Annotated in this window: 12 protein-coding genes, 1 pseudogene and 1 riboswitch; of the genes and pseudogenes, 10 read left to right on the forward strand and 3 right to left on the reverse strand. The window is 42.6% G+C overall.

What is annotated here, in order from left to right:
• From VIN08_RS11475 to VIN08_RS11490, 4 genes are all read left to right on the forward strand, one after another.
• Nucleotides 1–1,180 (forward strand): TonB-dependent receptor (locus VIN08_RS11475; RefSeq protein ID WP_331964754.1); only part of this gene is annotated, 1,180 nt, incomplete at its 5' end.
• Between the two features lie 93 nt (nt 1,181–1,273).
• Nucleotides 1,274–2,050: a hypothetical protein gene (locus VIN08_RS11480; protein WP_331964756.1), complete on the forward strand. Its 777-nt coding sequence runs from the start codon at nt 1,274–1,276 to the stop codon at nt 2,048–2,050.
• A gap of 2 nt (nt 2,051–2,052) precedes the next feature.
• Nucleotides 2,053–2,490, forward strand: a complete 438-nt coding sequence (locus VIN08_RS11485; RefSeq protein WP_331964759.1) for a hypothetical protein — start codon at nt 2,053–2,055, stop codon at nt 2,488–2,490.
• Between the two features lie 115 nt (nt 2,491–2,605).
• The gene (locus VIN08_RS11490; protein ID WP_331964762.1) at nt 2,606–3,403 is read left to right on the forward strand and encodes a DUF3050 domain-containing protein; all 798 of its coding nucleotides are present in this window, start codon (nt 2,606–2,608) and stop codon (nt 3,401–3,403) included.
• A 63-nt stretch (nt 3,404–3,466) separates the two neighbouring features.
• Here VIN08_RS11490 and lpdA read toward each other — a convergent pair whose 3' ends face one another.
• Nucleotides 3,467–4,858 carry a dihydrolipoyl dehydrogenase gene (gene lpdA, locus VIN08_RS11495; RefSeq protein WP_331964765.1) on the reverse strand — a complete coding sequence of 464 codons (1,392 nt, stop codon included), beginning with the start codon at nt 4,856–4,858 and terminating at the stop codon, nt 3,467–3,469.
• 177 nt (nt 4,859–5,035) lie between these two features.
• Between lpdA and fabG the strand changes: the two genes are divergently transcribed.
• Nucleotides 5,036–5,782, forward strand: a complete 747-nt coding sequence (gene fabG, locus VIN08_RS11500; RefSeq protein WP_331964767.1) for a 3-oxoacyl-[acyl-carrier-protein] reductase — start codon at nt 5,036–5,038, stop codon at nt 5,780–5,782.
• A gap of 208 nt (nt 5,783–5,990) precedes the next feature.
• Here the strand turns inward: fabG and VIN08_RS11505 are convergent, their stop codons facing one another.
• Together VIN08_RS11505 and VIN08_RS11510 are read right to left on the reverse strand one after the other, a co-directional pair.
• A complete protein-coding gene (locus VIN08_RS11505; RefSeq protein ID WP_331964770.1) occupies nt 5,991–6,593 on the reverse strand; it encodes a gluconate 2-dehydrogenase subunit 3 family protein in 603 nt (200 codons plus the stop codon).
• 39 nt (nt 6,594–6,632) lie between these two features.
• Complete coding sequence (locus VIN08_RS11510; RefSeq protein WP_331964773.1) at nt 6,633–8,345, reverse strand: GMC family oxidoreductase; 1,713 nt, start codon at nt 8,343–8,345, stop codon at nt 6,633–6,635.
• A gap of 127 nt (nt 8,346–8,472) precedes the next feature.
• On the opposite strand from VIN08_RS11510, the gene VIN08_RS11515 reads away from it, so the two are divergent.
• The 5 genes and pseudogenes from VIN08_RS11515 to VIN08_RS11535 all read left to right on the forward strand — a co-directional run.
• The gene (locus tag VIN08_RS11515) at nt 8,473–8,925 is read left to right on the forward strand and encodes a DinB family protein (RefSeq protein ID WP_331964776.1); all 453 of its coding nucleotides are present in this window, start codon (nt 8,473–8,475) and stop codon (nt 8,923–8,925) included.
• A 12-nt stretch (nt 8,926–8,937) separates the two neighbouring features.
• Nucleotides 8,938–10,707: a tetratricopeptide repeat-containing sensor histidine kinase gene (locus tag VIN08_RS11520; RefSeq protein WP_331964779.1), complete on the forward strand. Its 1,770-nt coding sequence runs from the start codon at nt 8,938–8,940 to the stop codon at nt 10,705–10,707.
• A gap of 121 nt (nt 10,708–10,828) precedes the next feature.
• Nucleotides 10,829–10,946: riboswitch (SAM riboswitch) on the forward strand.
• Between the two features lie 284 nt (nt 10,947–11,230).
• Nucleotides 11,231–12,553, forward strand: coding sequence for an O-acetylhomoserine aminocarboxypropyltransferase/cysteine synthase (locus VIN08_RS11525; protein ID WP_331964782.1), 1,323 nt, complete (start codon nt 11,231–11,233; stop codon nt 12,551–12,553).
• A 72-nt stretch (nt 12,554–12,625) separates the two neighbouring features.
• Nucleotides 12,626–13,672: a homoserine O-acetyltransferase family protein gene (locus VIN08_RS11530; protein WP_331964785.1), complete on the forward strand. Its 1,047-nt coding sequence runs from the start codon at nt 12,626–12,628 to the stop codon at nt 13,670–13,672.
• A pseudogene (locus VIN08_RS11535) lies at nt 13,669–13,874 on the forward strand (homoserine dehydrogenase); the annotation flags it as partial. The gene VIN08_RS11530 and the pseudogene VIN08_RS11535, both read left to right, overlap by 4 nt.

Consider the following 13,874-nt stretch of genomic DNA (forward strand, 5'->3'; position numbering starts at 1 on the left):
ACAAAATGATGGCGGTACATTTGAAAACCAGCTATACTATACCAAGTATAATTTCAATCTTATCTCCAACTTTACGTTCTTCCTGTACGACCCGGTAAATGGCGATCAGATCACGCAAAGTGAATCGCGCAATATATATGGCTATCATGGTCATTATATCCGCGAAACACTTATTGGCAACACTTCGCTTCAAAGCAAGGTTGGTATAGGTTTCCGTTACGATGATATAAATGGCATTCACCTATATCATACACGTTCGCGCAAGCAGTTTATCAGCGAAGTAGCCCGCGGTGATATTGATGAAACCAACTTATATGCATACCTGAGTGAAATGTGGCAGATCAATCACAGGCTTTCATTTAATGCATCGGTGAGGTTGGATCATTTTACCTTCAACTATATCAATGCATTAACTGCCGATTATCAACGGCAAAGTGTGAACAAGCCTATTGTATCTCCCAAGTTCAACATCAGTTACAATGCTACGCAGAACATCAACCTCTATATTAAAACAGGTGTTGGCTTTCACTCGAACGACACACGTGTAGTGGTTGCCCAAGATGGTAAAGATGTATTACCAAAAGCATATGGTATAGATATAGGCGGTACTTTCAAAGTTGGCGATGATCTGTTAGTAAATGCTGCTCTATGGCGATTAGACCTAGACCAGGAATTTGTATATGTAGGTGACGAAGGTATTGTTGAGCCCAGCGGCAAAACCAAGCGTCAGGGAGTTGACTTATCGATTCGTTATCAACTCATGCCCTGGCTATATCTTGATACTGATGTAAACATTACGAAGCCACGAGCAAAAGATGCAGCGGAAGGAGAAAATTATATACCCCTGGCACCAACCTTCACGAGTATTGGAGGTTTAACCTGCCGCCTCAAAAATGGACTGAATGGTAGTCTCCGCTATAGATACCTGGGCGACCGCCCTGCTAACGAAGACAACTCCGTTATAGCAACGGGATACTTTCTGGCAGATGCTGTTGTAAAGTATACCCATAAATATTTTGAGTTGAGCTTTACAGCCGAAAACATTTTTAATGTAACCTGGAAAGAAGCGCAGTTCGATACCGAATCACGCCTGTATAACGAAGCTGAACCCGTTTCCGAAATACATTTCACTCCGGGAACTCCGTTCTTTTTCAAGACGGGGGTTAGCGTGTTTTTTTAACCATCTGAAATAATATAGTATATGCACCTCTGGTGTGTATACTATATTTATTTGGCTATATTTGAACTGTTGTTGTCTATAATTTAATCGTTGATGGTAAGAAAAACCTATTTGTACGGGGGACTTCAAATATTTATTGTTTTCCTGATATCGGTATATGTTGAATCTGTTGCAAGTAAAGATCTACTTTTCACGGACGGGATCTTGGATGATTCCCTTCGGAAAAAGATAATTGATACCCCAATAGCGGTACTTTTATATCTTGGAATTTTAAATTTTCTATTCTTTGTATTATCGCATAAAACGAAAGAAAACAAGGAACTTCAAAACTTGTATAACAATATATGTCAGTTAATGTTTGATCAATTTATACGACCAAACACGACACTGGAAAATTCAAAATTTCGGGTTTCGTTGTTCAAGGCTCAGAAGGGCATTCTGTTCAGGAGAAGTAAATATTTTATTCCAGAATATAGAATATATCTTAAAAATCTGGGAAGATTTCAGACAAGACAGGAAAAGAAATATTGTAAAATCAAATTCTTGCCAGGGGAAGGTGCAGTAGGAAAATGCTATACTATAGGAGAAATAACTTTTGACGATATTATAAAATATAGCAAGACTTCAGAAAATGAATACTACAAGCAGCAGGCTGAAGTCTTAACATTGCCTGCTTTCAAGACCAGTCGACTTCACGATAAATCTTCTTCATTTATTTGTTGCCCTATAAAATACTTCCGAAGTGATGAACTGTTTGGTGTTATTGTTGTCGATTGCCTGGAGCCAAAAGCATTTAAGAGAGAAGATTTCCGAACTATAGAGGAAATCGTATTAAATTATAGTGTATTTTTCACAAACAACGGAGCTTGACTATGGAAAAGACTGAAAACCTGAAGCGGTTGCAAAACTTGGTTGATCAACAATTCAACAAAATATTGAAGCTTACCATAGGTGGCACAAGCTATAATATCGCCATCAGAAAAGATCAGATTCCTCAACTACACACAGTAAGAATTGATGGAAACCGATTAGTAATCTCATTTGATGACAGTATCGAAATACCGGATAGTATAAATGAACTGGAGTTACTCAGGAATCATGACGGAAGCATAAATGCTGTAATCATTTCTCATCCTCAAAAGCTGGAAAAAGGAAGCTATCGCACAAAACTCAACAGAATTCTTATTAACGAAGTAAAAAGTCTACCAGATGATGGCGATAAGAGAACCGTTCTTTTTAAACATATTCAAACAAGAATAGTACACGCGCTGTCTGAGATAATAAAAACCGGACCTAAATCCTTTGCGTAATTTCCAATAAGATTTTTTTACTCAGTCGATAAATATAAAGCGGAGCTTTGCTTCTGCCTGATCCATCTCCGATCTATATTGCGGCCCCGTTGTTAAAGGCAGCGGTTATTTTACCATGAACAATCATCTTAGCGAATTGCGCAAGGCAATAGAGCCCTTGCGCGACCAATTGGTTAATCATCCTCTCTACAGCCAGATAAAAACATTACCCGATTTACAGGTCTTCATGGAACACCATGTATATGCTGTGTGGGACTTTATGTCGTTACTGAAATCTTTACAGCAATCGCTTACCTGTATAGATGTTCCGTGGACACCTGTAGGGGATGCCGCCACGCGCTATCTCATCAACGAAATTGTAACAGGTGAAGAGAGCGATGTAGATCAGCAAGGTAATCGTGTCAGTCACTTTGAACTATATCTGCAAGCCATGCAGCAAGCCGACTGCAACGTTTCTCCTATACATAAATTGATCGCAACGCTTCAGTCAGGCACGTCTATGCAGGAAGCATTGCAGTCAGGAATAATCCCCTCTCATGCTGCGACATTTGTACAAAATACATTTGATACTATTTATACCGGTAAATCACACATACAGGCAGCGGTATTTACTTTCGGCCGCGAAGATCTTATACCGGGCATGTTCATCACATTTGTAAAAGAGTTGAATGCCCAGACTAAAGATCGTGCTTCCATCTTCCAATATTACCTCGAGCGACACATTGAAGTAGATGGCGATCATCATTCTCACCTCGCCCATGAAATGACAGTGCAGCTATGCGGCTCTGATCAACACAAATGGCAGGAAGCAACTGAAGCTGTGAAAAAATCGCTCACGGCACGAATCAACTTATGGAATAGTATAGCATCCACCATTCAAGCAAAACAACCTGTACTTTCAACCGGAAACTAACAAAGTATATAAAGCAAAAAGCCCACGCAAGGGTGGGCTTTTTTTATCAGCAGTCAATATATACTATATATGGATCACTTCGCCATACGCAGCCGCGGCAGCTTCCATGATCGCTTCACTCATGGTAGGGTGCGGGTGTACTGATTTGATGATTTCGTGACCGGTTGTTTCCAGCTTGCGCGCAGCAACAACCTCAGCGATCATTTCAGTAACATTCGCGCCTATAAAGTGAGCGCCTAACCATTCACCATATTTAGCATCGAAGATCACTTTTACAAAACCATCCGTTGCACCGGCAGCCTTTGCTTTACCTGATGCGCTGAACGGAAACTTACCAACTTTAATTTCATAGCCGGCTTTCTTCGCCCCTTCTTCTGTATAACCCACAGAGGCAATCTCAGGCGTACAATATGTACAGCCGGGAATGTTATTATAGTTAAGCGGCTCAGGATTCTGTCCGGCAATTTTCTCTACGCAGATGATACCTTCAGCAGAGGCAACGTGTGCCAATGCCTGACCTTTCACGATGTCACCGATAGCATATACTCCCGGAACGTTGGTCTTGTAGAAGTCATCAACAACAACTTTTCCTTTGTCGGTCTTCACACCAACATCTTCCAGTCCTATACCTTCCAGGTTTGTAGCAATACCTACAGCCGAAAGAACTATATCTGCTTCGAGTTTAATTTCTCCATCCGGAGTTTTTACTGTAGCAACACATCCTTTACCTGATGTATCTACTTTGGTAACTTCAGAGTTAACATAGATCTTCATTCCATCCTTCTTGAAGATTTTATCAAGAGTTTTAGAAACTTCTTCATCTTCCACCGGTACAATGCGCGGCAGGAACTCAACGATAGTAACTTCTGTGCCGAGTGCATTGTAGAAGTATGCAAACTCTACACCGATAGCTCCCGAACCAACTACGAGTAATTTTTTAGGCTGTTCTTTCAACACCATTGCTTCGCGATAGCCAATGATTTTTTTACCATCGATCTTCATGCTTGGCAACTCACGTGATCGACCACCGGTAGCCACGATGATATTCTTCGCTTCGTAGTCAACTTTTTTACCGGCAGCATCGGTAACTTCAACTTTACCACCTTTTTTAAGTTTACCGAATCCTTCTATCAGGTCGATCTTATTCTTCTTGAAGAGGAACTGAATACCTTTACTGTTGCTGGCTGCAACATCGCGACTGCGTTTTACCATGCTATCAAAATCAGCTTTGAAGTCTTTTACCTCCACGCCATAATCTTTAGCATGCTTTATATATTCGAATACACTGGCACTCTTTAGTAATGCTTTGGTAGGAATACACCCCCAGTTCAGACAGATACCTCCAATTTCAGCCTTTTCTACCACACCCACTTTCATTCCGAGTTGAGATGCCCGGATAGCAGCTACATATCCGCCAGGACCACTCCCGATTACGATCAGATCATATTTTGACATAGCATAGTATTTAAAATTCGCTGCCAAAGATAATCGCTGACGGTACATTTACATAAACGTTTAAAAAAGGATTGCATACAATGAGCATTTAGCCTGATTTTGCAGGAATTGACTATTTTTGACCCGCTTATAGGACCGGGCATGATATGCCGCGACCTTAAACTTGAACTTTTTAACATGAAACTTTTACAGGGAAAGACCGCCCTCGTTACCGGGGCTTCCAAAGGTATCGGAAGATCAATTGCTCTTAAGTATGCCGAACAAGGTGCTAATGTAGCATTTACGTATCTGTCGAGCGTTGAGCAGGGACAGGCACTGGAAGCTGAATTAGCAGCGAAAGGTGTTAAGGCAAAAGGCTATAGATCAGATGCTTCAGACTATGCGCAAGCCGAAAAATTAGTGAACGATGTAATTGCTGATTTCGGTTCGCTCGATGTATTGATCAACAACGCGGGCATTACGCAGGATACATTATTACTCCGGATGACAGAGGAGATGTGGGACAAGGTGATCAATGTAAACCTCAAGTCATGTTTCAACACCGTGAAGGCTGCTACCAAACAGATGATGAAACAGAAAAGTGGTTCTATCATTAATATGACTTCTGTTGTTGGTCTGAAAGGAAATGCCGGTCAGGCAAACTATGCGGCTTCCAAAGCGGGTATTATCGGGTTCACAAAATCTGTAGCGCTTGAACTGGGCTCACGCGGTATTCGCTCGAATGCTATAGCTCCCGGTTTTATCGAAACTGAAATGACAGCTGTGCTCGATCCTAAAACCGTGCAATCATGGCGCGATGCTATACCGTTGAAACGGGGTGGCAAACCAGAAGATGTAGCCGATGCATGCGTGTTTTTAGGTTCCGATATGTCAACCTATATATCCGGCCAAGTGCTGCAGGTTGATGGCGGCATGTTAACTTAGGAGCCGCTGCCTGCAAGTCACAAGACGTGAGGGCAAGCTATATATAGACGCAATGCATCTATACTATATCTGAAGAATAAAAATAAAAGAGCGCATGTTAATAGTATGCGCTCTTTATTTTGGCAGGAACCCAACATTGGCGTTTGAATAACTATATCCATTCACATTCCCACAAACCAATAGCCTGAGGCTTGCAGCCAGCAACTTCTTATGTAGCCCATGCTTTGCCGACTTCTGCCAGCGGCACGCAACCTTTAAACGGGCCGGGCACTTGTTTGTACTGTAGCACCTCCGTTGCACCTGGCTGACTGGTAAAGAACCCGAGTAGCGTCAGTTCTTTCACTTCCAGTACAAAAGGTTTTTCACCTCCGCTGCCGGCACGCCACCATCCGAAAGAAGCATCGCCTTTTCCATTCGATAAGGCTTCTTCGTGATGTTTTTTTACCAAAGCTTTTTGTTCCTCCGGTTTGCAGAGAGCGAATGATTCTCCGTAAGTTTTCTTTGCTTCCTCATCAAAGGCAGTGAGCCCTTTTATAAAGCGATCTTTATCTGCCTGTGGGTATACTTCGTGCAGCATACCATCTATAAATGCTGGCACACCGGCATCTTTAGCACCGGGTGTTGTGGTTTTAGGTATAAGTACTTCGGCAAGTTCTGCTACCAGCAGCGCCTGTTCTTTTGTAAAGAATACAGGTGTATAGGTAAGATCTGGAGCAGCTTTGCATCCCTGCAGCATACCTATCAGGGCGGGGCCTGTAACTGCATAGCCGAGTGCAAGTGCTGTTCGTTGTAATGCTTCACGTCTGTTCATGAGCGTCATATTTTTCTGGTGATCGATATATACTATATATTATTTCAGATTGCCTTTCTTTAATTCACTTACGGCATAATCTGCAGCGCGTGCTGTGAGTGCCATATAGGTAAGAGAAGGATTCTGGCAGGCAGATGACGTCATCGCGGCACCATCGGTAACAAACACATTGGTTGCTTCATGCACCTGGTTCCATTTGTTGAGCACCGATGTCTTGGCGTCTTTACCCATGCGGGCAGTTCCCATTTCATGTATACCCAGCCCCATGTTATCGGCTACATCATACGTTCTTACATTTTTAAAACCGGTAGCTTCCAGCATTTCGGCAGCAGACTCTTTCATGTCCTTGCGCATAGCCTTTTCGTTATCTTTCCACTCTGCATCAATACTGAGTGTTGGCAGTCCGTATACATCTTTCTTATCGGTATTAATCGATACTTTATTTTCGTGATACGGTAAACATTCTCCAAAGCCGGTTATACCAATCTTCCACGGCCCCGGATTCTCCAGTGCGTTTTTCAGATCTTCTCCAAACGACATCTCCGCTACACCGCGCGACCAGCTCTCACGACTTGCACCGCCCTGGTATCCAAAGCCTCGCAGATAGTCTGTACGTTTATCGTTACCTATATTCCTGAAGCGCGGTATATATATACCATTGGGTCGTCTTCCTATATAGTATTTGTCTTCAAAACCTTCCACATCGGCTTCAGCTCCTGTGCGATACTGATGATCCATCAGGTTATGACCTAGCTGTCCGCTACCGGCACCTAATCCGTTGGGATGTGTAGATGATATAGAGTTGAGAAGTATAAATGTACTGCCCAGCGTAGAGGCATTGAGGAAAATTACTTTAGCATAGTATTCTATTTCTTCTTTTGTGTTTGCATCCAGCACACGAACGCCCACTGCTTTACCTTTCGTGTCATCGTAAATAACAGAATGCACTATAGAGTGAGGACGCAACGTCATGTTACCTGTCTTCATCGCTGCCGGTAAAGTAGAAGCATTGCTGCTGAAGTATGCACCATACGGACAACCGCGATCGCACATATTGCGCGACTGGCATACTCCGCGACTTTTATCATGCGGTAGTGGTGCTGTTAAATGCGCCACGCGACCAATGGTTAATTTTCTTCCGTTAAATTTCTCTGCGAGCTTATCGCGAAAAACTTCTTCCACACAATTCAAATCCATGGGAGGAAGAAATTTACCATCAGGCAGGTGCGCTATATTTTCTGTTCGTCCGCTTACCCCTATAAATGATTCAACATGATCATACCACGGAGCAAGATCTTTATAACGTATAGGCCAATCGACCGCTATACCTTCCTTTGCATTGGCTTCGAAATCAAGATCCGATAAACGGTACGTTTGCTTTCCCCACATCAATGACCTCCCACCGGCATGATAGCCTCTGATCCAGTCGAATGGTTTTACTTCGGTATAGGGATTTTCCAGATCATTTACCCACCAATGTTTATTGGCCTGGTTCACCCAATGCGTTCTGGATTGCACCGGGTAAAATTTCAACTCCTCTTCTGTTAAGCGATTGGCGTGTGGTAACTGCCACGGGTCTTTCGTCATGGTTGGGTAATCCACCTGATGCTTTACATCGCGGCCTCGCTCTAACACGAGAGTTTTCAAGCCTTTCTCGGTAAGTTCTTTTGCAGCCCAGCCTCCGCTGATGCCGGTACCTACAACAATCGCATCGTAGGTATTTTGTTTCTGCGCGTCAATATTCAGGTTCATGGTCCGGTTGATTTGAAGAATCAAGTTAATGACTTAATCTTCGTATGAAAATATTTGGAGCGCTTTTTACGGGAGTATAATCTTTTAATCAGATTAGTGGTACTTTTAATATGATTAATAGTCACTCATGGAAAGTGAAATTATCCACCTGGTATATGTACTAAAAAGTACGTTTGAAAAAAATGCATGGCACGGTCCTGCAGTAAAAGAAGTATTAGCAGATATTACACCTGAGCAAGCACAACTTCGTTTTTCAACATCGCATAGTATTATTGAACTTGTCGCACACATGACAAGCTGGCGAATATTTGTAACGCGTAAATTGCAGGGCGACACTCATTATAAAGTTAGTGATGAGCAGAACTTCCCTATAGTATCAGATTGGTATATAGTATTGCGGGCGTTAGAAGAAAGTCAGGTTAATCTTTTACAGGCATTACAGCAATTTCCCTATAGCCGACTTGAAGAAAAGGTGCCTCACTCCGAGTATAATTATACTTATTACACGTTAATTCATGGAATTATACACCACGATCTTTACCACCTGGGGCAGATCGTACTTTTAAAGAAAACAGCGTGATCGTTGACTGGTATGGAGCATAATGGCGCTAAAATAAAAACGGAAGAGGCAAAGGCTTTATTACACGAAGCTTTTGCGAGCCGTATAAATAATCTGCAAAGAAGTATTGCGCTTGCGCAGCAAGTGATTGCCATTGGCGAGCAAATAGAAAGTGAAGAGCTTCGTGCATTGGCAAAAAATCAACTTGCCCTGTATCAAATGATACAAGGTGATTATCAGAAATCGCTTACAAACGCTGAAGACGCATTGCTGTTCTTTAATGCGCATCAGAATCTGAAAGGTATAGGCGATGCCAAGTATTCTATTGCAGGAGTACACTATAAAACGGACAATTTTCATCTCGGACTTATATTCCTGCTGGATTGTTTATTTATATATCGGAAGATCAGCGACCACTATAACGAAGCACGTGTACTCAAATCGCTCGGCACTATATATGAATATCTCGATGACCAGGAGAATGCTATTGATTCGTATCTGAGTTCAGTTGCCGCCAGTAAATTGGCAGAAGATGCAACGCTGGAGTCAAACGCCTATAATCCACTTTCAGGTATATATCTCAAGCGTGGGCTACACGACCTGGCACTCGCTACCATCGAAAAAAGTATTTCATTAAAAGAACAAACCCAGGATGTTCGCGGCCTTGCCTATGCACTTTACGGAAGAGGCAAGGTATATATTAAGCTAAAACGATTTGATGAGGCACTGCAAGACCTGAATCATTGCCTGAAGATACAACTGGAAGTTGGCGACAGGCTGGGTATAGCGATGGCCTATAATAAACTGGGCATGCTCATGTACGAGTTACGGCAGTTCAGCGAAGCACGAAACCTGTTGCTGCTTGCGCAACAGGTTGCCGATCAATATAACATTCGCATTGTCCGCTATAAATCGCTTTTTAATTTACATCTCGTTGCCAAGGCTGAAGGCAAGCTGGAAGAAGCCCTGCATTACCTGGAGCAATACATACACATTAAAGAAGCGATCATTGCTTCGCATACTCATAATACCGTGAAGAGTTACGAAGCTATATCGAAAGTAAAAGTACTGGAGCTTGAGGCAGAGATACAACGAAGTAAAACGGAGATCATTGAAAAGAAAAATGCCGAGCTTGATTCTTTCTTTTACCGCGTATCGCACGATTTGAAAGGCCCTATATCTTCGCTGCTGGGATTAAACAACCTGATGAAGTTTGAGGTAAAAGATGAGAAGGTGCTTAAGTATATTGATATGTATCAATCGCAGATTCTGCGTATCGATAATATCGTACTCGATCTCATCAATCTCACGCGCATGAATCATGCTGAGGTTAATCAGACAAAAATTGATTTTGATACATTATTGCACGACTGCATTAATACGTATCAGTTCCTCGATAACTTCAAACGCATTTCATTTAAAGTAGATATAGAACCCAACCTGGAGTTTTATTCCGAGTGGGCTATTGTTAATACCATATTACAGAACCTGATCGAGAACGCGATCAAATATTCCATGCCCGATAAAGAACCAATCGTGCATATTTCTATAGCGCGCAATGAGAAATCTCTCGTCATTATTGTTACAGATAATGGTATAGGTATTGATCCGAAGTTGCAGACAAAAGTGTTCAATATGTTCTTTCGGGCCAACGACCGTGTGGAGGGAACGGGCCTCGGACTATATATATTAAAGCGCGCTGTGGAGCGATTGCATGGCGAAGTGTCGTTTAAAAGTGAAGTTTTTCAAGGCACATCTTTTACAGTAAAACTGCCTTTTTTCAGCCGCCAATCTATACTATAGCCTGATTTACTAACAGTTGTACGTGGTTGTGGTGAAAAAAATTTTCCGGTCGGACTTGGAAACAACTCTTTCAGACTCTACGTTTGTGGTATCAAAGTCGAATAAGCACTCTTGCTTGATCGATTTATAAAGAAGTGCGGAGAGACAGGCTCTGAGAAGCACTAGCAACCACTCCCAATAGGGAAAAGGTGCTAAATCCTGACTCTGGTATGGATGGTCCATACCGGGAAATATAAACCGATGAAAATGAAAAGCATCATCAACACCATCATCTCAGGAAAAGGCTTGCATAGCCTTCGTGCTTATTTATCCGAAGAATTTAATTCCATTCGTAATTGCATTTGTATGTGCGCAGACAACGCGTGTTGTTGCGCGTACTGTTGTTGCTAACCTATAGCGCACCGCTTCCAGCAACACACTAGCCTCACGATCTGCCGGGTGACGGGCATGATTACGGCTACCTCTGCATTCAGCATCTTTCTTCTTAAAACAATTACGACAACACCCAACAAAATATATAGTTATGTCAAATTTACATTTCGAAACCCTTCAATTGCACGCAGGCCAAGAGATTGATCCCACCACCCGCTCTCGCGCTGTGCCTATTTATCAGACCACGTCCTATACGTTTAAAGACTCTGAACATGGTGCTAATTTGTTTGCCTTAAAAGAATTCGGCAACATCTATACCCGCATCATGAATCCTACCACAGATGTTTTTGAAAAACGTATTGCAGCCCTGGAAGGCGGTGTAGCAGCATTGGCTACAGGCTCCGGACAAGCTGCTCAATTTCTTGCGCTGAATAATATACTTCAGGCAGGCGACAATTTTGTTTCTACTACATTTCTCTATGGCGGCACGTACAATCAATTCAAGGTTGCTTTCAAGCGCCTCGGTATAGAAGTGCGTTTTGCCGAAGGAGATAAAGCAGAAGCATTTGAAAAACTAATCGACAAAAAAACCAAAGCCCTATATCTGGAAACGATCGGTAACCCGGGCTTTAACATTCCTGATTTCGAAGCGATCGCTGCATTGGCTCGCAAGCACGATCTTCCTCTCATCGTTGATAATACATTTGGTGCTGCCGGATATTTATTCCGCCCGATAGAGCACGGTGCAAATATAGTAGTAGAGTCTGCTACCAAATGGATCGGAGGTCATGGTACATCTATAGGCGGAGTAATTGTAGATGGCGGAAACTATAACTGGGGCAATGGTAAATTTCCACAGTTCACGGAACCATCTGAAGGTTATCATGGATTAAAATTCTGGGAAGTATTTGGTGAAGGAAATCCGCTGGGCTTACCCAATATAGCCTTCATTATACGCACGCGGGTTGAGGGTCTTCGCGACTTTGGTCCGGCACTCAGTCCGTTCAATTCTTTTTTACTCCTGCAAGGCCTCGAAACACTTTCACTCCGTGTACAACGCTCAGTAGATAATGCACTGGCATTAGCACAGTGGCTTGAACAACACGACCTGGTTGAAAGTGTAAATTATCCCGGGCTCCCAAGCAGCACCTATCACAAGCTTGCTAAAAAATATTTACGCAACGGCTTCGGTGCTGTATTCTCTTTCACGCTTCGCGGAACAAAAGAACACACTGCCAAATTTGTTGATAGTCTGAAACTGGTTAGTCACCTCGCCAATGTAGGCGATGCAAAAACACTTATCATTCAACCTTCCGCCACGACACACCAGCAGTTAAATGAAGAAGAACAGATCACCGCTGGTGTGTTGCCAACGTTACTGCGCATCTCAGCCGGTATAGAACATATCGATGATATAAAAGCAGATCTGCAGCAGGCTTTTCAAAAAGTATACGAAGGCGAATTAGTATCCTAGTTTAAGTTTTAATAAAGCATCCGTCCTCTCTCCTATAGCCTGGAGAGAGGTAACGGGTGAAGTACCACCACCATGGAAAAACACGATCACACATTTCATTATAACCATCCATTCGAACTGGAGTCGGGCGCTATACTTCCCGGCTTTCAATTGAAATATACCACACTGGGTAAACTCAATCACGAGCGCTCCAATATAGTTTGGGTGTGCCACGCATTAACAGGCAGTTCTGATTTTACCGATTGGTGGGGTGATCTGTTTCGTGAAGGCAGTGCTTTCGATCCGAAAGATCATTTTATCATTTGCGCGAATATACTGGGCGGATGCTATGGATCTACCGGGCCACTTTCCATTAATCCTGAAACGGGTAAACCATTCTATCATACATTTCCATTGATCACGAATCGTGATGTTGTTCGTGCATTCGATCTGTTAAGACAAGAACTTAAGATTGAAAAGATCAATACATTACTCGGTGGTTCATTGGGAGGCCAGCAAGTTGTAGAGTGGGCTATACAACAACCAACTATTTTTGAACACATTATACCTTTGGCATGCAATGCTTTTCATTCTCCCTGGGGTATAGCGTTTAATGAAGCACAGCGATTGGCGATAGAAGCTGATCCGACCTGGAAAGAAAATGATGCACGTGCTGGATCGGAAGGTTTAAAAGCAGCACGCGCTATCGGTATGATCTCGTATCGTTACTACGAAACATTCAATCAGACACAAGCCGAAAAGACGAATGACAAACTGGATGAATACCGCGCGGCTACTTACCAGCGTTACCAGGGACAAAAATTAGTGAATCGCTTCAATGCATTTTCTTATTGGACACTCTCCAAGATTATGGATAGCCATAACGTTGGCAGAAACCGTGCTGGTATAAAAGAAGCATTGCACAGCATTCAGGCAAAGACGTTGATCGTTGCTATTGATACTGATTTTCTTTTCCCGGTAGGTGAACAGAAATTTTTAGCCGAGAATATACCTCAGGCTCAATATGCCGAACTCACTTCGCTATATGGGCACGATGGATTTTTAGTAGAGTTCGAACAATTGGATACGATCATAAAACAGTTTTATCAACAGAAAAAATTTAGCACGGTATTATCATGAGAAAGAAATTAAAGTTAGGTCTCTTCGGATTCGGATGTGTGGGTCAGGGCCTGTATCACGTACTGCACGAAACACATGGTGGCGTTCAGGCGGAGATCACAAAAGTTTGTGTAAAGAGTAAGAGCAAAACACGTCCTGTAAAAGACGACTTCTTTACATTTGATAAAGAAGAAATTCTGAACAACCCGGAGATCGATGTAGT

It is taken from the genome of Ohtaekwangia sp., assembly GCF_036568665.1.
Lineage (GTDB): Bacteria > Bacteroidota > Bacteroidia > Cytophagales > Cyclobacteriaceae > Ohtaekwangia.

Bases quoted from the DNA above. Each gene is read 5' to 3' on its own strand.
- VIN08_RS11480 (WP_331964756.1), top strand. From the start codon at position 1,274: ATGGTAAGAAAAACCTATTTGTACGGGGGACTTCAAATATTTATTGTT.
- VIN08_RS11485 (WP_331964759.1), top strand. From the start codon at position 2,053: ATGGAAAAGACTGAAAACCTGAAGCGGTTGCAAAACTTGGTTGATCAA.
- VIN08_RS11490 (WP_331964762.1), top strand. From the start codon at position 2,606: ATGAACAATCATCTTAGCGAATTGCGCAAGGCAATAGAGCCCTTGCGC.
- lpdA (WP_331964765.1), bottom strand. From the start codon at position 4,858: ATGTCAAAATATGATCTGATCGTAATCGGGAGTGGTCCTGGCGGATAT.
- fabG (WP_331964767.1), top strand. From the start codon at position 5,036: ATGAAACTTTTACAGGGAAAGACCGCCCTCGTTACCGGGGCTTCCAAA.
- VIN08_RS11505 (WP_331964770.1), bottom strand. From the start codon at position 6,593: ATGAACAGACGTGAAGCATTACAACGAACAGCACTTGCACTCGGCTAT.
- VIN08_RS11510 (WP_331964773.1), bottom strand. From the start codon at position 8,345: ATGAACCTGAATATTGACGCGCAGAAACAAAATACCTACGATGCGATT.
- VIN08_RS11515 (WP_331964776.1), top strand. From the start codon at position 8,473: ATGGAAAGTGAAATTATCCACCTGGTATATGTACTAAAAAGTACGTTT.
- VIN08_RS11520 (WP_331964779.1), top strand. From the start codon at position 8,938: ATGGAGCATAATGGCGCTAAAATAAAAACGGAAGAGGCAAAGGCTTTA.
- VIN08_RS11525 (WP_331964782.1), top strand. From the start codon at position 11,231: ATGTCAAATTTACATTTCGAAACCCTTCAATTGCACGCAGGCCAAGAG.
- VIN08_RS11530 (WP_331964785.1), top strand. From the start codon at position 12,626: ATGGAAAAACACGATCACACATTTCATTATAACCATCCATTCGAACTG.